At 60.5% G+C, this 21461-nt stretch carries 21 protein-coding genes; 8 read left to right on the top strand and 13 right to left on the bottom strand.

All coding sequences use genetic code 11. The features are described from left to right. Positions 1-57: 57 nt before the first annotated feature. Positions 58-2748, bottom strand: a complete 2691-nt coding sequence (gene acnA, locus ACR0MM_RS04725; RefSeq protein WP_480694701.1) for an aconitate hydratase AcnA — start codon at positions 2746-2748, stop codon at positions 58-60. A gap of 226 nt (positions 2749-2974) precedes the next feature. Here acnA and ACR0MM_RS04720 point away from each other — a divergent pair, with 226 nt between their 5' ends. Continuing rightward, complete coding sequence (locus ACR0MM_RS04720) at positions 2975-3676, top strand: DUF1223 domain-containing protein (protein ID WP_480694699.1); 702 nt, start codon at positions 2975-2977, stop codon at positions 3674-3676. 8 nt (positions 3677-3684) lie between these two features. Here ACR0MM_RS04720 and ACR0MM_RS04715 read toward each other — a convergent pair whose 3' ends face one another. The 5 genes from ACR0MM_RS04715 to purB all read right to left on the bottom strand — a co-directional run bounded on the left by ACR0MM_RS04715 (position 3685) and on the right by purB (position 8119). Further along, the gene (locus ACR0MM_RS04715) at positions 3685-4608 is read right to left on the bottom strand and encodes a lysophospholipid acyltransferase family protein (RefSeq protein ID WP_480694697.1); all 924 of its coding nucleotides are present in this window, start codon (positions 4606-4608) and stop codon (positions 3685-3687) included. A gap of 118 nt (positions 4609-4726) precedes the next feature. Further along, positions 4727-5827 carry a flagellar motor switch protein FliG gene (locus ACR0MM_RS04710; RefSeq protein ID WP_480694695.1) on the bottom strand — a complete coding sequence of 367 codons (1101 nt, stop codon included), beginning with the start codon at positions 5825-5827 and terminating at the stop codon, positions 4727-4729. Between the two features lie 66 nt (positions 5828-5893). Continuing rightward, the gene (locus tag ACR0MM_RS04705; protein WP_170338029.1) at positions 5894-6433 is read right to left on the bottom strand and encodes a tetratricopeptide repeat protein; all 540 of its coding nucleotides are present in this window, start codon (positions 6431-6433) and stop codon (positions 5894-5896) included. A gap of 101 nt (positions 6434-6534) precedes the next feature. Further along, positions 6535-6687: an adenylosuccinate lyase gene (locus ACR0MM_RS04700; RefSeq protein WP_141138470.1), complete on the bottom strand. Its 153-nt coding sequence runs from the start codon at positions 6685-6687 to the stop codon at positions 6535-6537. A 127-nt stretch (positions 6688-6814) separates the two neighbouring features. Beyond that, positions 6815-8119, bottom strand: a complete 1305-nt coding sequence (gene purB, locus ACR0MM_RS04695; protein WP_170338031.1) for an adenylosuccinate lyase — start codon at positions 8117-8119, stop codon at positions 6815-6817. Between the two features lie 87 nt (positions 8120-8206). Here purB and ACR0MM_RS04690 point away from each other — a divergent pair, with 87 nt between their 5' ends. The 3 genes from ACR0MM_RS04690 (at position 8207) to ACR0MM_RS04680 (ending at position 9575) form a co-directional block, all read left to right on the top strand. Continuing rightward, positions 8207-8539, top strand: coding sequence for a hypothetical protein (locus ACR0MM_RS04690; RefSeq protein ID WP_480694693.1), 333 nt, complete (start codon positions 8207-8209; stop codon positions 8537-8539). Between the two features lie 111 nt (positions 8540-8650). Then, on the top strand, positions 8651-9205 hold the full coding sequence (locus ACR0MM_RS04685; protein WP_254440788.1) for a hypothetical protein: 555 nt from the start codon (positions 8651-8653) through the stop codon (positions 9203-9205). A gap of 10 nt (positions 9206-9215) precedes the next feature. Next, complete coding sequence (locus ACR0MM_RS04680) at positions 9216-9575, top strand: hypothetical protein (RefSeq protein WP_170338034.1); 360 nt, start codon at positions 9216-9218, stop codon at positions 9573-9575. 22 nt (positions 9576-9597) lie between these two features. On the opposite strand, the gene ACR0MM_RS04675 is transcribed toward ACR0MM_RS04680, so the two are convergent. Further along, a complete protein-coding gene (locus ACR0MM_RS04675; protein ID WP_480694690.1) occupies positions 9598-10836 on the bottom strand; it encodes a bifunctional alpha/beta hydrolase/OsmC family protein in 1239 nt (412 codons plus the stop codon). A 235-nt stretch (positions 10837-11071) separates the two neighbouring features. On the opposite strand from ACR0MM_RS04675, the gene ACR0MM_RS04670 reads away from it, so the two are divergent. Further along, positions 11072-11266 carry a hypothetical protein gene (locus ACR0MM_RS04670; protein WP_170338541.1) on the top strand — a complete coding sequence of 65 codons (195 nt, stop codon included), beginning with the start codon at positions 11072-11074 and terminating at the stop codon, positions 11264-11266. A gap of 3 nt (positions 11267-11269) precedes the next feature. Here the strand turns inward: ACR0MM_RS04670 and dddP are convergent, their stop codons facing one another. Further along, positions 11270-12613: a dimethylsulfonioproprionate lyase DddP gene (dddP, locus tag ACR0MM_RS04665; RefSeq protein WP_480694688.1), complete on the bottom strand. Its 1344-nt coding sequence runs from the start codon at positions 12611-12613 to the stop codon at positions 11270-11272. Between the two features lie 123 nt (positions 12614-12736). On the opposite strand from dddP, the gene ACR0MM_RS04660 reads away from it, so the two are divergent. Further along, complete coding sequence (locus tag ACR0MM_RS04660) at positions 12737-13480, top strand: heme-dependent oxidative N-demethylase family protein (RefSeq protein WP_170458693.1); 744 nt, start codon at positions 12737-12739, stop codon at positions 13478-13480. Positions 13481-13517: 37 nt separating this feature from the next. Here the strand turns inward: ACR0MM_RS04660 and ACR0MM_RS04655 are convergent, their stop codons facing one another. The 5 genes from ACR0MM_RS04655 to ACR0MM_RS04635 all read right to left on the bottom strand — a co-directional run bounded on the left by ACR0MM_RS04655 (position 13518) and on the right by ACR0MM_RS04635 (position 18191). After that, a complete protein-coding gene (locus tag ACR0MM_RS04655; RefSeq protein WP_480694685.1) occupies positions 13518-14426 on the bottom strand; it encodes a hypothetical protein in 909 nt (302 codons plus the stop codon). Between the two features lie 198 nt (positions 14427-14624). Then, on the bottom strand, positions 14625-15419 hold the full coding sequence (locus ACR0MM_RS04650) for a lytic murein transglycosylase (RefSeq protein WP_480694683.1): 795 nt from the start codon (positions 15417-15419) through the stop codon (positions 14625-14627). A 16-nt stretch (positions 15420-15435) separates the two neighbouring features. Continuing rightward, positions 15436-16272 (bottom strand): amino acid ABC transporter substrate-binding protein, encoded by an 837-nt coding sequence (locus tag ACR0MM_RS04645; RefSeq protein ID WP_480694681.1) that lies wholly within the window; start codon positions 16270-16272, stop codon positions 15436-15438. 142 nt (positions 16273-16414) lie between these two features. Further along, entirely contained in the window at positions 16415-17821 is a 1407-nt protein-coding gene (gene glnA, locus ACR0MM_RS04640; protein ID WP_093962421.1) for a type I glutamate--ammonia ligase, read from the bottom strand. Between the two features lie 31 nt (positions 17822-17852). Then, entirely contained in the window at positions 17853-18191 is a 339-nt protein-coding gene (locus ACR0MM_RS04635) for a P-II family nitrogen regulator (protein WP_093962420.1), read from the bottom strand. 169 nt (positions 18192-18360) lie between these two features. On the opposite strand from ACR0MM_RS04635, the gene ACR0MM_RS04630 reads away from it, so the two are divergent. After that, positions 18361-19953, top strand: coding sequence for an NAD(P)H-hydrate dehydratase (locus ACR0MM_RS04630; protein ID WP_480694679.1), 1593 nt, complete (start codon positions 18361-18363; stop codon positions 19951-19953). Positions 19954-20261: 308 nt separating this feature from the next. Next, positions 20262-21383: a porin gene (locus tag ACR0MM_RS04625; RefSeq protein WP_093962418.1), complete on the top strand. Its 1122-nt coding sequence runs from the start codon at positions 20262-20264 to the stop codon at positions 21381-21383. Positions 21384-21461 lie beyond the last annotated feature (78 nt).

The following is a 21461-nucleotide window of genomic DNA, read 5'->3' as shown; positions in this document are numbered from 1 at the left end:
TGAAACGAAAAAGGGCGCCCGTTTGGGGCGCCCTTGCGTTCTTGGCTTTGTACCGGCTTAGCTGGCCTTGGCCAGGTTCCGCAGCACATAGTGCAGCACGCCGCCGTTTTCGATGTATTCGATCTCGGGTGCGGTATCGATGCGGCACTTGAGTGTGATGGTCTTCTCGATCCCGTCCGCATAGGTGATGGTGCAGGGCACCTCTTGCAGCGGCTGGATCGTGTCCAGACCGTGGATCGAGAAGGTCTCGTCGCCTTTCAAGCCCAGCGTCTTGCGGTTGTCGCCGGCGGTGAACTCGAACGGGATGACGCCCATGCCCACCAGGTTCGAGCGGTGGATACGCTCGAAGCTTTCTGCGATCACGGCTTTGACGCCCAGCAGCGCGGTGCCCTTGGCCGCCCAGTCCCGCGAGGAACCGGCGCCATACTGCTCGCCGCCGATCACGACCAGCGGAGTGCCTTCTGCCTGATAGGCCATCGATGCGTCATAGATTGAGGTCTGCTGACCATCGGGGCCTTTGGTGTAACCACCCTCGACGCCGTCCAGCATCTCGTTCTTGATGCGGATGTTGGCGAAGGTGCCGCGCATCATGACCTCGTGGTTGCCCCGGCGCGATCCGTACGAGTTGAACTCGCGCGGTTGCACCTGGCGCTCCAGCAGGTATTTGCCCGCGGGGCTGGTGGTTGCAAACGAACCAGCCGGGGAGATGTGGTCGGTGGTGACCATGTCGCCCAGAACGGCCAGAACCTTGGCGCCTTCGATGTTCGAGATGGTGCCCGGCTGTGCCCCCATACCCTGGAAGTAGGGCGGGTTCTGGATGTAGGTCGACGTAGGCGGCCAGTCATAAGTCTCGGCATCGGTGGTTTCGACCGATTGCCATTTCTCGTCGCCCTTGAAGACATCGGCGTATTTCGACTGGAATGCCTCGCGGGTTACGGTTGCCTCGACCAGTTCGGCGATCTCTTTCTGGGTCGGCCAGATGTCTTTCATGTAGACGTCGTTGCCGTCCTTGTCCTGACCGATGGGTTCCGAGGTCAGGTCGATGTCCAGCGTACCGGCCAGTGCATAAACCACCACCAGCGGCGGCGAAGCCAGGTAGTTGGCGCGCACGTCCGGCGAGATCCGGCCTTCGAAGTTGCGGTTGCCCGACAGGACCGAGGTCGCCACCAGGTCGCCCTCGGCGATGGCCTCCGAGATCTCTTTCTGGATCGGGCCCGAGTTGCCGATGCAGGTGGTGCAGCCGTAACCAACGAGGTTGAAGCCGACCTTGTCCAGATCTTCCTGCAGGCCAGCGGCCTCAAGATATGCGGACACGACCTGCGATCCCGGCGCCAGCGAGGTTTTGACCCACGGTTTGCGGTCCAGGCCCAAAGCCGCCGCCTTGCGTGCGACAAGGCCCGCACCGATCATCACATAGGGGTTCGAGGTGTTGGTGCACGACGTAATCGAAGCGATCACGACCTTGCCCGATTCCATGGTGTAGTCTTCGCCTTTGACCGGCACTTCTTTGCCCATCGGGCGCTTGAAAGTGTTTTCCATCTCCTGGCGGAAGGCGGCCTTGGCGTTGGTCAGCGGCACATAGTCCTGCGGACGCTTGGGGCCCGAGATCGCGGGAACGATCGTGCTCATGTCCAGGGACAGCGTGTCGGTGTAGACCGGAGCATAGTCCGCCCCACGCCAGAACCCGTTTTCCTTGGCATAGGCTTCGACCAGCGCGATGCGGTCCTCGTCACGGCCGGTGTTGCGCAGGTAGCGCAGGGTTTCGTTGTCGATGGGGAAGAAGCCGCAGGTCGCGCCGTATTCGGGCGCCATGTTGGCGATGGTTGCCCGGTCGGCCAGCGGCAGACGATCCAGGCCTTCGCCGTAGAATTCAACGAACTTGCCCACCACGCCCTTGGCGCGCAGCATCTCGACGACCTTCAGAACCAGGTCGGTTCCGGTGGTGCCTTCGACCATCTCGCCGGTCAGTTCGAACCCGATCACTTCGGGGATCAGCATCGAGATCGGCTGACCCAGCATCGCGGCCTCGGCCTCGATCCCGCCAACGCCCCAGCCCAGAACGGCCATGCCGTTGACCATGGTGGTGTGGCTGTCGGTGCCGACCAGCGTGTCGGGATATGCGACTTCTTCGCCGTTCTGGTCGGTGTCGGTCCAGACGGTCTGGGCCAGGTATTCCAGGTTCACCTGGTGGCAGATGCCGGTGCCCGGCGGTACCACGCGGAAGTTGTTGAACGCGCTCTGGCCCCATTTCAGGAACTGGTAGCGCTCCATGTTGCGCTCATATTCGCGGTCCACGTTCATCTGGAAGGCGCGCGGGTTGCCGAATTCATCGATCATGACCGAGTGGTCGATGACCAGATCGACGGGGTTCAGCGGGTTGATCTTCTGCGGATCGCCACCCAGCGCCTTGATGCCGTCGCGCATCGCGGCCAGGTCGACAACGGCCGGAACGCCGGTGAAGTCCTGCATCAGCACGCGGGCTGGGCGGTAAGCGATCTCGCGCGGGTTCTTCCCGTTGTTGGCACCCCATTCGGCAAAGGCCTTGATGTCATCGACCGAGACCGAAAAACCGCCGTCCTCGAACCGCAGCATGTTTTCCAGCACCACTTTCAGCGCGGCGGGAAGCTTGGAGAAATCGCCCAGGCCGGCCTCTTGCGCGGCGGGGATCGAGTAATATGAGATGGACTTGCCATTCACGCTCAGGCTGCGGCGTGTCTTGGCGGTATCCTGTCCGACTTTGATGGGCATCTGTGGCCTCCCTCTCAAATGACGTGGAATTGGGATTCGCTGAGCGGTATCTGCATCACCATGGCCTGCGGTTCAAGGTCCAACAGGGCGGGTGCGGCAATTTTTGTATACCATTGCACACATTTTTGCGGATTGCCGCCGAAACCTGTCTCAAGAAACCTTGATTGGCGCTTGATCCGGTGGCGGAGTACACCGGTGCTTGCAGGCCCTTCAAACCGAGAGTGAAATGAAAAGATCAGCCCTGACCACAGTTCTTGCGTCCGTATTCCTGTCGGCGTCTTCGGCCTGGGCGGACAGCCCAGTGGTGGTCGAATTGTTTACCTCGCAGGGGTGTTCGTCCTGCCCGCCGGCAGATGCGATCATGCACGATCTCGCCAAGCGCGACGACGTGATCGGCTTGGCGCTGCACGTGGACTATTGGGACTACATCGGTTGGAAGGACGAGTATGCCGATCCGGCGCATACGGACCGTCAACGAGCGTATGCGCGGCGCGGCGGCCGTTCGATGATCTATACCCCTCAGATGGTGATCAATGGACAGCAGGATGTCGTCGGTGCCAAAACCCGCGATTTGAACCGATTGATCGACGCGCATTTGACCGCCGCGCCCACCGCGTCGGTTTCGGCGCAGAGGTCCGGGAACATGGTAACGGTCCGCGTTGCTCCGGTCGATCTCGCCGCTGCGAAAAACTATGACGTGGTGGTCGTGCAATACACGCCCTTGCGCCACGCGTCGATTCGACGGGGCGAGCTGGCCGGACACGATCTGGACTACGCGAATGTCGTTGAGGAATGGCACAATGCGGGCCGATGGAACGGGTCGGCTGAACAGGATTTTCAGATCGAACTGTCTTCGGACCTGCCTGCGGTGGTTCTGATTCAGGGTACCGGCAATGGCCCGATCATCGCCTCAACAAGGGTAAAATAGACGGCGGCTCAGGGCATGTCCTGAGGCTGAACACCCAGCCCATTCCAGGCTTTCCACCGTCTGTGAATCCAGAACCATTGGCCCATGTGTTTCCGCACCATGCCTTCCAGGTCATCGTTGATGAACTGGGTCATGGTCTTGGGGTCCGTATGCGGCACCGGATCATGCAAAACGATCTCGAAATCGATACCGTTGGCTTGGCGCACCGCATAGCAAGGAATGAGAACGGCATCGTATTTCATGGCCAATTCCGCGTTCAAAACCGACGTGACTGCGGGTTTGCCAAAAAACGTCAGCTCTTCACCGCCATGGGCGTGCAGGTCAGATACGATGGCGATGATGCCGCCCTTCTTGAGGGACCGAACCATTTCCACCATGCCGCGCCGGCCTTGTTCGAACATCGGCTCGCCGGTTTTGTGGAAGGCGTCGACATACATCTCGTTGAAATACGGATTGGCCATGCGGCGGTACAGGCAACCAATCGGCTTGCCGCTGCGCGCCTGCAATGCGATCCGCGCAGCAAGGTAGTGGCCGAAATGTGCGGTGATCATCATCACCGGCCGCCCGTTGGCCACCGCTTGTTCAAAGGCGGCGATTCCTGAACCTGATATTTTTGCGTTCTTCTGCCGTTCGGTGAAATCCTCGGGCGAGAAGTGTTCCATGATCGCGCGGCCCGCGTTGTCGGGCACTGCACGGCAAATGCGTTTGACTTCGGTTTCAGGCAGGTCAGGGCAGGTCAGTTTCAGGTTGCTTCGCACACGTTTGGTGAACCCGACCGCCGGGGCCAACCCGCGCACGATCGCCCCCATCGTCGAAATGCGCCGTTCATAGGGCAAAAGACGCATTGCGCCGATCATGCCTTTCAGGAACAGGTTGGCGACATAGTATTGACCAAGCTCAAAACGGCTCAGTTCCGACTTTTCGACGGGCATCGGGGGATCTCACCGGGTGTTGTGAATTGCGGATTCAGACATACAGCCGGCGCGCAACAACCACAAGCATTGTCCCGAGCCCTGGTTCCGCGGCATCCGAGCCGACGACGACCAGCCCTTAGTCGTCGTTGCCGTCGGCATCCGCTTCGACAAGGGCTATTGTGCCGGCGTCCACGAGTGTGCGGATCGCACTGACAATCTGGGTCATGGCCTCCTCTGCTTCGGCCTGCTTGACCTTGCCGCGTTCAGCAATTTCCTCGCGCAGGTTGTCGGCCATCCGTGCGGATATGTTGGACAGCAGATGGTCGACCGAGGCCTTGTCATCCTCGGTTCTGGCGCCAGCCAGAGCGGCTATCAGAATTGGCTGATCGACTTCGCGCAGGATGGCCGGCACATCCCGTGCAGCAATGCGCGTGGCGATGTGCGCAAAGGTGAAGATGGACTTTCGAACGGCGCTGGCGAACTCAGAATCCTCCGCATTGAGCGCGTCCAGCAGCCCGTCACGCGTGGATGGGGGGGATTGGTTCAAGATCGCCCCGACGCGCGTGTCGGGTGAATCGGTGAAGGCCGGAACTGGGCGTTGATCGAGTTGCGCGGCCAGGGACCAGCCGATCCGCTCCACCGCCTCGGGCGTCACGTTGGCGGTTTTTGATACGGCATAGGTTATCCGTCTGGCCACCGGCCCGGGCAATTGCGCCAACAACTGTGCTGCCTTCGCCGTATCCAGCTTGGATAGCATGACGGCTGCAACTTCGGTGCTTTCGGCCTGAGCCATACGCGCAAGGTCTTCGGCAGGGGTGTCACGCAGGCGCAGCCATGGATCGCCGACCTGGCGCACACCCGCGACCTTGCGCAGCCGGGCGGCGGTCGCCGGGGTAATCTTGCCATTTACCGCGTCCAGCGCCCCGGCCAAGCCGTGCGGAAAGGCAAGTCCGACGCTGTCCAGCGCATCTGCGAATTCTTTCGCGACCGCTGCGAGGGTTACGCGGTCAACCAGCCCCATCCGGCCCAGTTGGAGGGTCAGCCGTTCCTGCAGTTCGTCGGGCAACTCCTCCAACGGAAGATCGGCCCCCTCGTTCAACAGCAGGCGTACGATGATGGCGGCCTTCTGGCCGGGCGTGAGTTGGCGAGGAACGACGCGACGGGCGTCATCCGTCTGTTTCTCGGCCGGATCAGAATTGCCCGGCGCGGTCTGTACCAAAGCATGTGAATCTTGCATCTGCCTGCGGTGTCAATTTTTGTTCCGCAGGCAGACTAGCGAGAGTCGAGTAAAGAAAGACTGAACCTAGTAGCTGTAAGTCAGCCCCGTGCGGATCGCCTCGCGCAGAGACGCTTCGGCCCAGGTGCCTTCGCCTCCGCGTGCCTTGATCTCGCGCCATTGCGCGATGGCCAGTTCGGTTTTCCCTTCGGTGACATATCCCTGACCCATGTAGCTGCGGGCCAGAATGTTGTCAGGATTGGTTTTGATTGCGCGTTGGTAATAGGTGTTGGCCAGCTCGGCTTCGCCCATTTTGCGGTAGGTGAAGCCCCAATACGTCAAAACGCGATCATCGTCTTGATCCATGACCCGCAACACGTTCTGCGCATTTTCGAACTGGCCGTCATAAGCAAGCTCGCGCACGGCCTGATACAATTGCTCTTCGCTGAAATTGGTCTTGTTCGGTTTGACGCACCGGCCGGCTGCTTCGTCATAGACGCGGCCGAACAGGCATTTCTTGGTGGTATTCGTCGGTTTTGGGGGGCTGCTGTCACCGCCGGCGGCACTGACCGCGGGGGCAAAGGCAAAGGTCTGAAGGGCTAGTGCCGTGGCCATCAAAAGGCGCATTGTCCTACTCCGTTCCAAGGGCTGCTCGCAAGAAGCATAGTGCGTTCTTCAAAAAAGCTAACAGCCAATGGCTCGCTTTTATTCACAAGTAGGACAAGAAATCAGCTGCTGGCGTTTTTCACGCAGCTTTCCGAGGCCGAATCCCAAGTCGTACCGGGCGCACAGGATTGCGATTGCTTGCTGTGGCCTTGGCATGCGAAAGCGGACGAGGCGGACAGGGCAAGGGCCAGTGCGCAGAGTGTCGTGCGGATCATGGTGGGCTCTCCTTGAACGGAAATTGCCCATTCAGCATAGCCGATTTCGGACGTTTCCGCAAAAGACAGGGGCCCGGATCGCGCAGCGCGACCCGGGCCCCGGCAAAAGCCGTTCCTGCGTCGAGGGTTACTCGCCGAACACCCGCTCGAAGATCGTGTCGACATGTTTGGTGTGATAACCAAGGTCGAATTTTTCTTCGATCTCTTCCTTGCTCAGCGCTGCGGTCACATCCGGGTCGGCCAGCAGTTCGGTTTTGAAGTCCTTGCCTTCTTCCCAGACCTTCATCGCGTTGCGCTGCACCAGGCGATAGGCGTCCTCGCGGCTGACGCCGGCCTGAGTCAGGGCCAGCAGCACGCGCTGGCTCATGACCAGACCGCGGAACTTGTTCATGTTGGCCAGCATGTTGTCCGGATAGACCACCAGCTTGTCGATCACCCCGGTCAGGCGCGACAGGGCGAAATCCAGGGTAACGGTGGCGTCGGGGCCGATGTTGCGCTCGACCGAGCTGTGGCTGATGTCGCGCTCGTGCCATAGGGCCACGTTCTCCATCGCCGGGATCACGGTCATGCGCACCAACCGGGCCAGGCCGGTCAGGTTCTCGGTCAGCACCGGGTTGCGCTTGTGCGGCATCGCCGACGAGCCCTTCTGGCCTTTCGAGAAGAACTCCTCGGCCTCCAGAACCTCGGTGCGCTGCATGTGGCGGATTTCGATCGCGATGTTCTCGATGCTGCTGGCGATCACGCCCAGCGTGGCAAAGAAGGCCGCGTGGCGATCGCGCGGGATGACCTGCGTGCTGATCGGCTCGGGCACCAGGCCCAGCTTTTCGCAGACATGCTCTTCGACGCGGGGGTCGATATTGGCGAAGGTGCCGACCGCGCCGCTGATGGCGCCGGTGGCGATCTCGGCGCGGGCGTCGCGCATCCGCGACAGGTTGCGGTCCATCTCGGCGTAGAAGCGCGCGAAGGTCAGGCCCATGGTGGTGGGTTCGGCATGAATGCCGTGGCTGCGGCCGATGCGGACAGTGTCCTTGTGCTCGTAGGCGCGGCGCTTGAGCGCGGCCAGCAAGCCTTCGAGATCGGCGATCAGGATGTCGGCGGCGCGGGTCAGTTGCACGTTGAAGCAGGTATCCAGCACGTCCGAGCTGGTCATGCCCTGGTGGACAAAGCGGGCCTCATCGCTGCCGACATGCTCGGCCAGATGGGTCAGAAAGGCGATGACGTCATGCTTGGTCACGGCCTCGATCTCGTCGATGCGGGCCACGTCGAATTCCACGTCCTTGGCCTTCCAGACGGCCTCGGCGTTTTCGCGCGGGATGACGCCCAGATCGGCCATCGCGTCGCAGGCATGGGCCTCGATCTCGTACCAGATGCGGAACTTGGTCTCGGGCGACCAGACGGCAACCATTTCGGGGCGGGAATAGCGGGGAATCATGGGCGGCGGCACCTTTTTCGGTTGGCAATGGGTGTTGGCGCGGGTGATAGACTCGCCGGACCGTTGGGACAAGGCAGGAGACGCGGGATGAGACGGTTTGCCCTGATTTTGTTGGTTTGGCCCGAAATTCTGGCGGCCGACACGCTCCAACCGCTGACGGGCGCGCAGATTCTCGACGCCTTGTCAGGCCGGACGCTGGCTTATGACAACGGAGCCACACAGGTCTTCGAGCCGTCTATGGCTACGCAGTATTTCTCGGGTCGACCCAGCTCGGGGCGCTGGGCCGTGCGGGATGACAGATATTGTTCGATCTGGCCACCGTCTGACTTTTGGGCCTGTTACGATGTCCAGTCGGACGGTAAGCGGATCCGATTTGTGGGAGAGCCCGGCGATGCGACAGTCGGCGTATATGCAGACTAGGCGGCAATACAGGTCAGGCGGGCCCCTGAGCAAAACTCTTTAAAAACTAGACAAGCGCGGGTTGCATCGCTCATCCTTGGGACGATGACACCAACAAATAGAGATATCAGCTTGTTTAAGAGAAACCTTTTTGCCATCGGCGCGGCTTTTTGGGTCGGGATGGCGGGTGCGGGGCTGAGCGATACGCCGGTCACCTACACCGAAGGGGGGCGTGCGCTGTTTCAGTTCGATGTCCCGGATTTCTGGATGCTGCGCACGGGCGGCCCACGCGATCTTGAGGATACACAACTGGGCGATACCCGGTCCGTAAGCCGGGTGATGGCTGCGCGCCCGGTCACAGATGACTCGGTCTGGATCGGGTTCGTTTCGCCGTTCGGCGTTGCCAGCATCGAGGACGGGGTCCGTTACTTGCAGGATGTCGACAAGTTTCTGGTGAAAAACCCAGAGGTGACAAGTGATGCGAACATGCGCATCGGCGGTTTGCCGGCCCGGGTCATTCGCGGCACCGGCACCCGTGACGGGCGCGGGATCAACTTCACCGCGACGGTGATCGACCTGCCGCGAAACCGTGTTGCGGTTGTGGTGACCATCCTGCGCGACGGTGCAGATCCTGGCTATGTCGAGGATCTGAATGCCATCTTCGCGTCATTCCGGTCAGTGCAGTGAGGGCGTGAAAATGGCAGGAACCTTTTTGAAGCGATCCGTCATCGTTCTGGGGCTTGGGGCCGGGGGATTCACCCTCTCGGGCTGTGAAGGCGTCACGGTCGGTGTAGGATACGGATATGACCCGTTCTATGACTCGATGCTGTGGAACGACTATTACCGCAACGTGAATGTCGACATTGACGTGGACCGCCCACCGCCGCCGGGTAAACCGCCGGGTGGAAAACCGCCGCCCAAACCCAAGCCGCCAATTGCGAAACCGCCTGCGCGGCCGAAACCTCCGATCGCCAAGCCGCCGGCGCGTCCTCGACCGCCCGTGGCCCGCCCACCAGCGGCACGGCCCCCGATCCACAGGCCTGCGCCTCGGCGATAGGTCGTCCGGAACCGGTATCGGTTCACGCCGGAGCCGCAACAGGTTCCGGCGGCAGTAGTTCGGTGGTGATATGTGCCGAATTCTCAAGCGTGCGGTGCACGGGGCATTTGTCGGCGATTTCAAGAAGTTTGGTCCGCTGGGCGTTGTCCAGCGGTCCGTCCAGTCGGATCTTGCGGCGGAACTGGTCGATCTTTCCATCCCCCGCCAGCCCCGCGTCCTGCGCGTGCACCTTGTTGTGACAGACATCCACGCTGATCCCGGTCAGGGGCCATTGCTTGCGTCGCGCATACATGCGGATCGTCATCGAAGTGCACGCCCCAAGCCCGGCGGAAACGAAGCCATAAGGCGACATGCCGCGATCGGTCCCGCCGTAAGAGGCCGGCTCATCGGCCACGGCATGATGGCTTGGACCTGATTGAATGTCCTGAAGAAAACCGCCCGGGTCCACCTCGGTCACGCGCACAACGCCTTCGGGGGCGCCCGGCGGCGGGGCGGGCGGCGACAGCGGCACATAGCGCGATACCCATGCGGCGATGACGTCAGCGGCGTATTCTGCATCCTTTGAACGGGTGATCAGGTGGTCTGCGTCGTCCAGCGTGACAAAGCTTTTGGGGTGCTTGGCGGTCAGAAAGATCGTGCTGGCATTGTCGATGCTTACGGTTTCGTCGCGCGGCGCATGCAGGATCAGCAGCGCGGCCTTCAACTCGGCAATCGAGGGCGTCAGTTTGGATTCAGAGATGTCGCGCACAAACTCTCGACCGATGCGGATGGGGCGCCCACCCAGCAAAACTTCGGCGCTGCCATCCTGTTCGATCTGGCCCCGCGCGTCTTCAAAGTGATGGGCCACATGGCCGGGGTCGGCCGGGGCGCCGATCGCAACCACCGCCTTGACAGATGGGATTCCGGCCCGCGCCCGCAAGACCGCGGCCCCGCCCAAAGAATGCCCGACAAGCAGGTCGGGCGCCATGTTCCGGCCCGCAAGAAACTGCGCAGCGGCGATCAGATCCTCAACGTTCGAAGTGAAAGTCGTGTTGGCGAACTCGCCTTCGGAATGGCCCAGCCCGGTGAAGTCGAACCGTAGAACGGCAAATCCCATCGCGGCCAGCCGCGCGCTGACGCGCCGGGCCGCGGGAATGTCCTTGGAGCAGGTAAAGCAATGCGCAAACAACGCAGTTGCCAGCACCGGCCCATCGGGGAGATCCAGCCGAGCAGCCAGCTTGCCACCATCGTGACCGGAAAATGTGACGCGTTCTGTGGGCATGTAGGGTCCTCAGGCTGTGATGCTAAGCGCAATACTGTGAATAAGGCAGTGCAGTCTCAACCCTTGTGACAGGACCGTCACGGGAAGGTGAGGGCGCAGGCGGTGATCGTGAGGCGCCCTTTGTCAGACGTAGATCACAATTTGTGAAGTCTAAGCGAACAACAATTCGTTTTAATAATGATTCAGAAGCTCCCATGTTCGGCCTAACCGAAACAAAGGATCAAGGAGCGCGGAGATGACACATTCGACAAACGTGGCGCATTTCGAAGTTGCACAGGTCGGTACGGCGGTTGCCGTCTTTCTGGCCACGGCCATCGGATTTGCCGCCGGACTGCACTGGCCCCAAGACACGTTTTCGCCAGGCGCATCGGCAGAGCCGGTGCTTGAGGATTGGCACGGAAATGTGCGTCGCTCTCACTGGGCGGATTGAGGCCTAGTCGAGCCCCATAAGCGCGGAATCGAACGGATAGCGGGTCAGGTTCTCAAAGCCGTCTTCGGTAATCAGAACCTGATCTTCCAGCTTGATCGAGAAGTCGCCGCCCACTTCGCCCACGGCGGCCTCGACGCACAACACCATGCCGGGTTCCAGCGGATAATCATATGAGCCTGGCACTGCCTTGTCGGGGTAGGCCACCAGCGGCCATTCATCACACAGCCCGACACCATGCATCAGGCAGCCGTATTTCTGCGCCTGAAACTTGTCGTCCAGTCTGTGGCAGTTGGCGGTCAGGTCGGGGATCATCACACCGGGCTTCAGCATCTCCATGTTGGTCATGATGTGCTCATGCGCGTGCTGCATGGCATAGACCATGTCGGGGCGCGGCTTTTCATCCCCGATCCACCAGGTGCGCGAGATGTCGACGCAGATGCCGTAGCTGCCGATCAGATCGGTATCAAAGGCGATGATCTCGTTCTTCTGAGTAATCCGCGGCCCGCATTCCTGAAACCACGGGTTGGTGCGCTGGCCTGAGGCCAGCAGGCGGGTTTCGATCCACTCGCCGCCGCGCTTGATGTTCTCGGCGTGCAGAACGGCCCAGATGTCATCCTCGGAGGTCTTGCCGTCGCCCACATGGGCGCGGGCGAATTTTTCCATCTCGGCCACGGCGGTCTCGCAGGCGTGGCTGGCGCAGCGCATGGCCAGAATCTCGTCAAGGCCCTTGATGGCACGGGTCTTTTCGGTGACCTCCTCGCCCTCCATGATCTCGAAGCCCTGCGCCTCGAGCGCGCGGAGGCCGTGCAGCATGATCTTGTCCACCGCCAGCCGGGTGTGGCCGGGGGCGTGGTCCTGCATCAGCACGCGCACCTCGTTGGCGAACACGTCCGCCTGTACATCCACCTTGTCGCCCCGGTCGAAATAGAACAGGTCCGCGCCCGAGCGCTGCTCGCGCACCAGCGGGTTGAATTTCGACAGGAAGGGCGAGTTCTTGTAGTCCCAGATCACCATGTAGCCATCGGCGCATAGCAGCACCGCACGGAACGGGTTGTGCGTGTTCCACAGCTGCATGTTGGTGCTGTCGGTCGCATAGCGAATGTTGAGCGGGTCGAACATCAAAAGCCCGCCATAGCCCCGGTCGACGATCGCCTGGGTCAGCCGTTTCCAGCGATATTCGCGCATCCGGTCCAGGTTGGGCAGTTGCAGCCCAGCGGCGGCCCATTCGCTGAATGCAAGTTGGGTGGGGCCGATCTCGATCCGGTCATTGTCGTTCGGCGTGCCGTCGCCCAGCGTCGCGCCGCGGCTGGGGTCGATCTTGCGGGTGTCTCGGTAGTGGTGGTTCACGGCGCGCCTCCCTGCATGCCGGTTCAGCCTGACGGGGCAGGGCGGCGCCGTCTGGGTGAATTGCGACGATTTGCCAGTCGCTTTTTGACCGACAAGGCCTGTTTCGAGTGCTAACCCAAGGCCATGACAGCCATTCTGCAACAGACTCTGCCCTACGATCCGACCCAACAGCGTCCGCTGCCGGGCATCGCGCCGACCACTATGGAGGACTGGCTGCATCGCGATGATGCCTTCGCCGCGCAGATGCGCCACCGCCAGCACCTGCTTGAATCCCGCCGGGACGACGTTCTGGCGCTGGACGCGCAGGCGCACCCGGCCGCCGTCGAGCTGCTGGATCTGGTTCTGGCGCAGGTCTATCCCGAGGCGGCCGACACCGCGCAGCGCCCGGATGGGGCCGCCGTGCCGATTGACCGCGACAATCCTTTGGATACGCTTTGCCTGCTGGCGCAGGAGGATTTCTGCATCCTGCAGAAACAGGGCGACGAGCATGTGCTGACCGGGGCCATCCTGTGCTTTCCCGCCAGCTGGCGTCTGTCCGAGAAATTCATGCGACCACTGATCGAAATTCACGCGCCGGTCGACAGCTATGATCCCAACATCGCGCGCCGGGTTCAGCGCCTGTTCGACGGGATTCAGGTCGGCCGGCCTTTGTGGCGGTTCAACGCGCTGTGGTATGACGACCCCGAACTGCACCAGCCCCGCAGCGCCAGCGCCCCGCGCGAGATCCGGGACCGTGGTACCACCCGGTATCTGCGCAGCGAGCGGCAAACGCTTTTGCGGTTGCCCGAGACACGGGCCGTGGTGTTCTCGATTCACACCTATGTCGTGCCGGTCGAGCACCTGCCAGAAATGGAAAACCCCGCCTGATGGCGGGGCCTCCAAGGAGGGTCTTCTGGTAATTCAGTTACAGTCCGATCGCATTGGCGACATCGGCAAACGCACCACTTGAGTTCAGCGATACGATGGCGACCGTATAGGCCAGGACCTGAGTGTTCAGACGAAAGTCCTCGCCCCGGATGAGGTTCACAGCGGCCATCGACAGAGCGATCGGCGCCGACAGGCTGGCAACGGCACCGGTGAGGGCCCAGCTGGTCAGTCGCAACGCGTCACTGGGCCGGTCTTCATCGCCATCCCTCGCGGCCGGTGCGTCGGAAACGGGTGCGTCGGCCTCGTCGGAACGGAAGGCGATGCTGAGCAATTGCTCATCGGTCAATTGAATCGGGCGCGGCGGCTTTGCCGGTGATTTGACGGCTTCATGGTCATCAGTTGCAGCGGGCTCATGGCCCGCGAAGGGTCCGCTGACCGCCTCGAACGCCTCGCGGCGGTTCCGCTGCTTGCGTGGCATCAACGAGTCAAACGCGCCCATGAACTGTTCAATCGTCAAAACGGTTTTCGGCGATAGCCATTCCACTCGTTGCGTCGAGCAGATGTCGACCATCCGATACAGCATGACGACAAGCATCAACTCGGAAATCTCGGGGTCATCCATCAGGCCGGAAACAGGCGAGACCGAGATCACCAATCGGTTGCGCGGTCGTGCCGCCGATGGGCGCACCATGGTCTTCAGGCCAACCGTACGGTCCAGACGCCCATAGCGGTCGCTGGTCTCTCTGGGTTCGGACTCGAGGGTCAAACGGACAAGGTACTGGCTGGACACGATGGTTGCCTCGGTCTGGCTCAGCAGGGTCTTGCGTTCCACAAGATGCCCGTAGTCCTCAAGAGTTGCCACCACGATATGGCCGAACCGCTCCAACGCGCCGTTCGTGTCGCCGTTGAATTGCAGGCCACCGTGGTATCTGTGCTTCGTGGTCACAGTCTTGCCCTCTGCCGTACGAATACTGAACCAACACTCTAGTTGGTGATGAGGGTCAAATTTTGACCATATTGCAAAAAAATGAATTTTTGCGACGATTGATTACGCTTTGGAAACCAAGAAATTAGAGCGTTCCGCCTGACACTGTGGCAGCAATGTGGCGGAATTGAGTGCGGCGGTCAGGTTGCCGACAAAGCCTCAGTTGTCGATTCTAGCGGCCATGATCGCAATTGATTTTTGGTAAACCGATGCGGCGTTCCATTGTTGGATCACCGCAAAATTCGGTTCGCCGGGTTGATAGCCCCGGCCGGGTTTCCACCCTTTCTGCCGAAGAAAATTTGCGGTTGAGGCCAACGCATCCGTCATGTTGTAGAAGTCTACGCGCCCGTCACCCGTGGCGTCCACGCCATAGGTCAGAGCATTGCCGGGCAGAAACTGGGTGTGGCCCAACTCGCCATGTTTTGCCCCTTTTGTTGCCACCGTGATCGCCCCCTGATCGACCAGTTTCAGCGCTCCGATGGCATGGGGAACAAAGAAGTCGGACCGGCGACAATCGTAGGCCAATGTTGTGATTGCGGAAACAACCTGGCTGTCGCCCATGAAGTTTCCGAACCCGGTTTCCATGCCGTGAATGGCAATCAGAACGCCAGCCGGGACACCGTACTGACGCTCCAGCGCCGCGTAGAATTCCGGGTTTCGCGCCTTGCGCTTGCGCCCCTGGGCCACGATCGTATCCGCCCCTCGAACCTTCATGAACTTGTCGAGGGAATATTTGAAGCTTTTCTGCCCCCGATCCGCGGCGATGGTTCGCTTGGCGTATTGGGTTTGCGCCAGAGCCTGCAGCCCTTTTTTCTTTACTCCGGCTTTGCGCGCCTGCTTGGCAAAATCGGCCTTCCAGGCTTCAAAACCAGCGCCTGTGTTCCCGCAGGGAGCGGACTGCGCCGCCATGGGTGCACTCAGTGCAATGAAAACGGACAGGACCGTAAGGCGCATGGGGACCTCCTGGAAATCAGGGCAGGGTGGGTGCGATAACGTACAGGGCTTTCAGGGCCTCGCTGGGTTCAATCCCGGGCAGTGCGGCGCGAAAGATCTCTTCCATCGTGCCTTGGGCATACATCTGCGACAGGATCTCATCGACCATCAGGCGAAAGTCATCATCGCCGCGCGCAAGGGCCAGGCCTTGCTTTTCAATCGTCAGAATCTCTTGCGAGATTTTGAAGTCGTCCTTCAATCCGGCTGCCAGATAATTCACCAAAAGGATGGATTGGTCGGCGAAATAGGCGTCGATCTCTCCGTCCCTCAAAGCCTTGATCCCGTCGGGATGCGAGTTGAACCGAACGAGCTTTGCCTCGATCCCCGCTGATCCGAACGAGTTGAACACGGCTTCTTCGGTGGTCGTGCTGCTGCGCATGCCGACTTTCTTGCCGGAAAGCGATGCCATCGTGGTTTCCGCATCTATCGGCAGCAAAACCGATGTTCCGTCTACGAAGACCGGGATCGAAAAATCGACGGTTTCCCGCCGCGACAGTGTGATTGTCGCCGCGCCGCACAACAGGTCGATCTGGCCAGAGGCGACCATGTCAAAGCGCGTATCCGACTGCACCGGAATGAACTGTGCGGTGAGGTCGTCCGCACCCAGTCGGCTGGCGATGGCTCGGGCAACCTGATCGCAGACCATCACGGACAACCCGTCGGGTCGCTCCTGGTCGTTGATGTAAGAAAGTGGGGCGGCATCTGTCCGAAACCCAAATCGGATTTCGCGGGTTTCTTTGATCCGGTCGATCGTCTGCGCCGCAGCGCCTGAAACAAGAAGTGCAGCAGAGAGGGTCAGGGCGAGAAGGCGCATGAAAAATCCTGATAATTGAATTGATCTTCAGCCTAGCGGCAAAGGCGCCTGTCACAAAGGGAAATATCGGGGCCTTGCACCACTGAAAAGGGGCGCCCGACAGGACGCCCCCAAGGTCTTTTGATTGGACTTCCGACCGGGGTCAGCAGCTGTAGTACATGCCGTATTCGACCGGGTGCGGAGTGTGCTCGTAGGTTTCGACCTCTTCCATCTTCAGTGCGATGTAGCCGTCGATCTGGTCTTTGGTGAACACGTCGCCCTGCAGCAGGAAGTCGTGATCGGCCGCCAGACATTCCAGCGCCTCGCGCAGGCTGCCGCAGACGGTCGGGATACCGGCCAGTTCTTCGGCGGGCAGATCGTACAGGTTCTTGTCCATGGCTTCGCCCGGATCGATCTTGTTCTTGATGCCGTCCAGGCCGGCCATCAGCAGTGCCGCAAACGCCAGGTAGGGGTTTGCCGACGGATCGGGGAAGCGGGCCTCGACGCGCTTGGCCTTCGGCGATTCAGTCCACGGGATACGGACGCAACCCGAACGGTTGCGGGCCGAGTAGGCGCGCAGAACGGGGGCTTCGAAGCCCGGGATCAGGCGCTTGTAGCTGTTGGTCGACGGGTTGGTGAAAGCGTTCAGGGTCTTGGCGTGCTTGAGGATACCGCCAATGAACCACAGGGCTTCGTCCGACAGATCGGCATATTTGTCGCCTGCAAACAGCGGCTTGCCGTCCTTCCAGATCGACATGTTGACGTGCATACCGGTGCCATTGTCGCCTGCGATCGGCTTCGGCATGAAAGTGGCCGACTTGCCGTAGGCGTGCGCGACGTTGTGGATGACGTACTTGTATTTCTGCAGCTCGTCGGCCTGCTTGGTCAGGCTGTCGAAGATCAGGCCCAGCTCGTGCTGGCACGAGGCCACTTCGTGGTGGTGCTTGTCGACCTTCATGCCCAGACGCTTCATGGTCGACAGCATTTCCGAACGCAGGTCCTGTGCCTCGTCGATCGGGTTGACCGGGAAGTAGCCGCCCTTGACGCCCGGACGATGGCCCATGTTGCCCATCTCGTATTCGGTGTCGGTGTTCCAGGACGCATCGGTTGCATCAACTTCGTAGGATACCTTGTTGATGCTGTTCGAGAAGCGCACGTCGTCGAACAGGAAGAACTCGGCCTCGGGGCCCATGTAAGCCACGTCGCCAACGCCCGAAGACTTCAGGTAGGCTTCGGCCTTCTGCGCTGTGCCGCGGGGGTCACGCTCATAGGCTTCGCCGGTATCGGGTTCCACGACCGAGCAGTGCAGGCAGATAGTCTTTTCCGCATAGAAGGGATCGACATAAGCGCTTTCGGTATCGGGCATCAGTTTCATGTCCGATGCTTCGATCGACTTCCAGCCGGCGATGGACGAGCCGTCGAACATGAAGCCTTCCTCAAGGAAGTCTTCGTCGACCTGGTCGGCCATGACGGTCACGTGCTGAAGCTTGCCACGCGGATCGGTGAAGCGGATGTCGACATACTCGGCACCCTCGTCTTTGATCAGCTGAAGAACTGCGTCCTTGCTCATTACTATGTTCCTCTAGATTGCAGAATTGGTTTTACAGCGCGTCCGAGCCGGTCTCGCCGGTCCGGATGCGAATGGCTTGTTCAACGGACGAGACAAAGATCTTGCCGTCCCCGATCTTGTCGGTCTTGGCGGCCGACACGATGGCTTCGATGGCCGCATCGACCTGATCGGCATCCAGAACGACCTCGACTTTGACCTTGGGCAGAAAGTCCACCACATATTCCGCGCCGCGGTACAGTTCGGTGTGTCCTTTCTGGCGGCCGAAGCCCTTGACTTCGATCACGCTGAGGCCCTGGACGCCAACGTCCTGTAGGGCCTCTTTCACTTCGTCCAATTTGAACGGCTTGATGATCGCTTCGATCTTTTTCATCCGGGCTCACCTCGCATGGTTGTCAGAATGGCAGTGATCACGTCTAAGATCGGGCGGCAATGCGATTGCCGAATTGACCGTCTGCTGGTGAAGGGATTCTGGGCGGCGGGCCAATTTTTAGGCAAGTTGCACAAAAAGTAATCAGGTTTGAATCGCGCGAGGGTTTCGGATGCCAAAACTGTTGAGTTCGTCCCAGATGAGGGCGGCTGAACGCGCCGCAATTGAATCCGGCCTTGTCACCGGCCTGGAACTGATGGAGCGCGCAGGTCGCGGTGTGGTCGAGGCCGTCTTTGAAACCTGGCCTGACCTCGCGGCCGGGTCCGGCCGGGCCGTTGTGTTCTGCGGGCCGGGCAACAATGGCGGCGACGGTTTTGTAGTGGCGCGCATTCTGAAAGAGTGGGGGTGGACCGTGGACCTTTTCCTGTTGGGCGACCCCGAGAAGTTGCCTGCAGACGCGCGGGCGAACTACAAGCGTTGGTGCGCGATGGGTTCGTGCCATGTGCTGTCTGATGACGCGCTCGACGCCTACGCCGCGGCCTGTTCGGATACTGTTCTGGCGGTTGATGCCTTGTTCGGAACCGGACTAACGAGACCGGTAGCCGGACTGCCCCGCACAATGCGTAAATTGGGCCAGTGGAAAGCGTCACTGTCGGAAGGTGGTTGCCCACGTGTCGTCTGTGTGGACATTCCCAGCGGCCTATGCGCGGACAGTGGTCGGCGTCTGGTGTCAGAGGGATTTGCCCCCGAAGACTGCGCCGTGTCGGCCAACCTGACGGTGACGTTTCATACCGCAAAGCCGGGCCATTATCTGGCCGAGGGACCAGAGTGCTGTGGCAGGATGTCCGTTGTCGATATCGGTCTGCCGGCTCTGTCAGTTGAAGAAACGCCAGATCAACGGCCGAGCGTGTTGTTGGGCCCCGAAAATCTGCCTGATCTGCGGAAATCGGCTTTCCATCACAAATACGGCCACGGTCATGCGCTGATCCTGACAGGCGACACAGGTAGAACAGGTGCCGCGCGATTGGCTGCCCGCGGAGCGTTGCGCGTGGGCGCTGGTCTTGTCACGCTGGGTGTCCCTCCCGCCGCATTGCAGGAAGTCGCCGGCCAAGTCACCGCGGTCATGATTGAGCAGATCGCAGGCGCGGAAGGGCTGGCCATTGCATTGCGGGACCAACGTCTGAACGCGCTGTGCCTGGGGCCTGGATTGGGCCTGGACAGGGCCCGATCGTTGGTCCCCGTGGCATTGGAGTCCGGCAGGGCAACCGTGCTGGATGCTGACGCTCTTTCGGCATTTGCTGAAGATCCAGCGTCACTGATGGCGATCCTGCATAAAAACTGCGTCCTGACACCGCACGGCGGTGAATTCGCCCGTCTGTTCCCCGACATCTCGGCCAAGCTTTCCTTACATCCCAAGAATGGACCAGCTTTCTCAAAGGTTGATGCCGTGCGCGAGGCGGCCGGCAGGGCAGGGTGCGTGGTTCTTTTCAAGGGACCGGACACTGTGATTGCGGGTCCGGACGGTCGGTGCTCGATCCATTCAGCCCACTATGATCGGGCCGCGCCGTGGCTGGCGACCGCAGGAGCGGGCGACGTGTTGGCGGGTTTTTTGACCGGGCTGCTGGCACGTGGATTGCACCCGCTGAATGCCGCCGAAACCGCCGTCTGGCTTCACGTGGAGTGCGCGCGCGCTTTTGGCCCGGGATTGATCGCGGAAGACCTTCCCGAGCAACTGCCCGGTGTGCTCAAACGTCTTCAGATATGAAGTTCTTGCGTGTTCCCAAGGCGCAAGGCTAGAATATCGGCAGGATTTTGCTGTCAAGACTGCGCAAATGCATAGCGAGTGTTTGCCAAACGCATGGCCGGATGGCAGAATTCTCTTGCGGGCCGTCTGAAGCCTGCATGCGTTTGTTGTTAAAATATTGATAACACGGAAATTTTGCTTTGCTGCCACTCTGTCTTTGTGGCGGATTTGCAATGATCGAGCTGAATGGCGTAGGGGCCTCTGGAACCGGACAGTTCCACTGAACATCTGGGCAGTACCTGAAACCCGAACCTTTCATGGTGAGTGCTATGACATTGAATATCAAACTCTCCTCAGTCGCCGCTGTTCTTGCGGCCACCACGGCCATCCCCGCCGCGGCAGAGCTGAAATACGAGAACAACAGCGGTGGCTATGTTCTGCTATATGGGCAGTTCAACCCGGCAATCATCTCGGTTGACGACGGCCAAGAGACCGATACCCGCCTGTTGGACAACGACCTGTCCAACAGCCGCGTCGGCCTGAGCCTGATGCAGCCGTTTGGCCAGAACGAATTCACCTTCCGCTTTGAAACCGCGCTGGGTCTGCCGAACTCCAGTGAATGGAACCAGTTGGGCACCGATTTCAGCGGCTGGACCCGGGAAGACATTCGTCACGTGGATTTTGCGCTGAAAGGTGGCTGGGGTAAATTCTCGGCCGGTCAGGGCAGCATGGCGTCTGACGGTGCAGCGGAAACTGACCTGTCTTATGTCGGCACCGCGCTTTATTCGTTCACCAACGATGAAAACTCGGGCTTCTTCTACCGCGGAACCGACGGAACCCTCAGCGACATCACCGTTGGCGACTCCAGCAGCAACTTTGACGGCGCGCGTCGTGGCCGCGTGCGGTATGACACGCCGGATTTCAGCGGCTTTTCGGCAAGCTTCGCCTATGGTCAGAACATCCTGTCCAGCAGTGATGACGACGACTATTACGACGTTGCTCTGAACTACAACAACACCTTTGCCGGTGGAGTCGAGTTCGCGGCAAGCGTGGCCTATGCAGTGCGTGATTTCGACGATGGTTCCGGCGACCGTGAAGACACGATCGGCTCGGCATCGGTGCTGCTGCCCAGCGGCTTCAGCTTCACCGCTGCTGCCGGTACCCGAAACAACGTGTCGGGCGAAAGCGATCCCAACTTCTGGTACACCAAGATCGCCTACGAGGATAATTGGGTGTCCTGGGGTAAGACTGGTATCGGCATCGACTACTATGATGGTTCCGATTTCAACACGGACGGGTCCAGCACCGAGTCTTGGGGTATCGCGGTGGTGCAGCGCATCGACAGCATCAACACCGATGCCTACCTGAAGTATCGCAACCACGACTTCAACGACGGAACGTCGTTTGACAAGAACGAAGCTTGGGTCCTGGGGGCCCGCTGGAAGTTCTGATCCAGTTGTTGTTGTGAATTCATGGCGCCCCGGCTCTGTCCGGGGCGTTTTTTGTGGGGCAGGGTGGCAAAACAAGGC

The sequence above is a fragment of the Ruegeria sp. BC6 genome, assembly GCF_056539185.1.
Note: the sequence above shows the minus strand (reverse complement) of the source record. Positions and strands in the feature narration are given on the sequence as shown.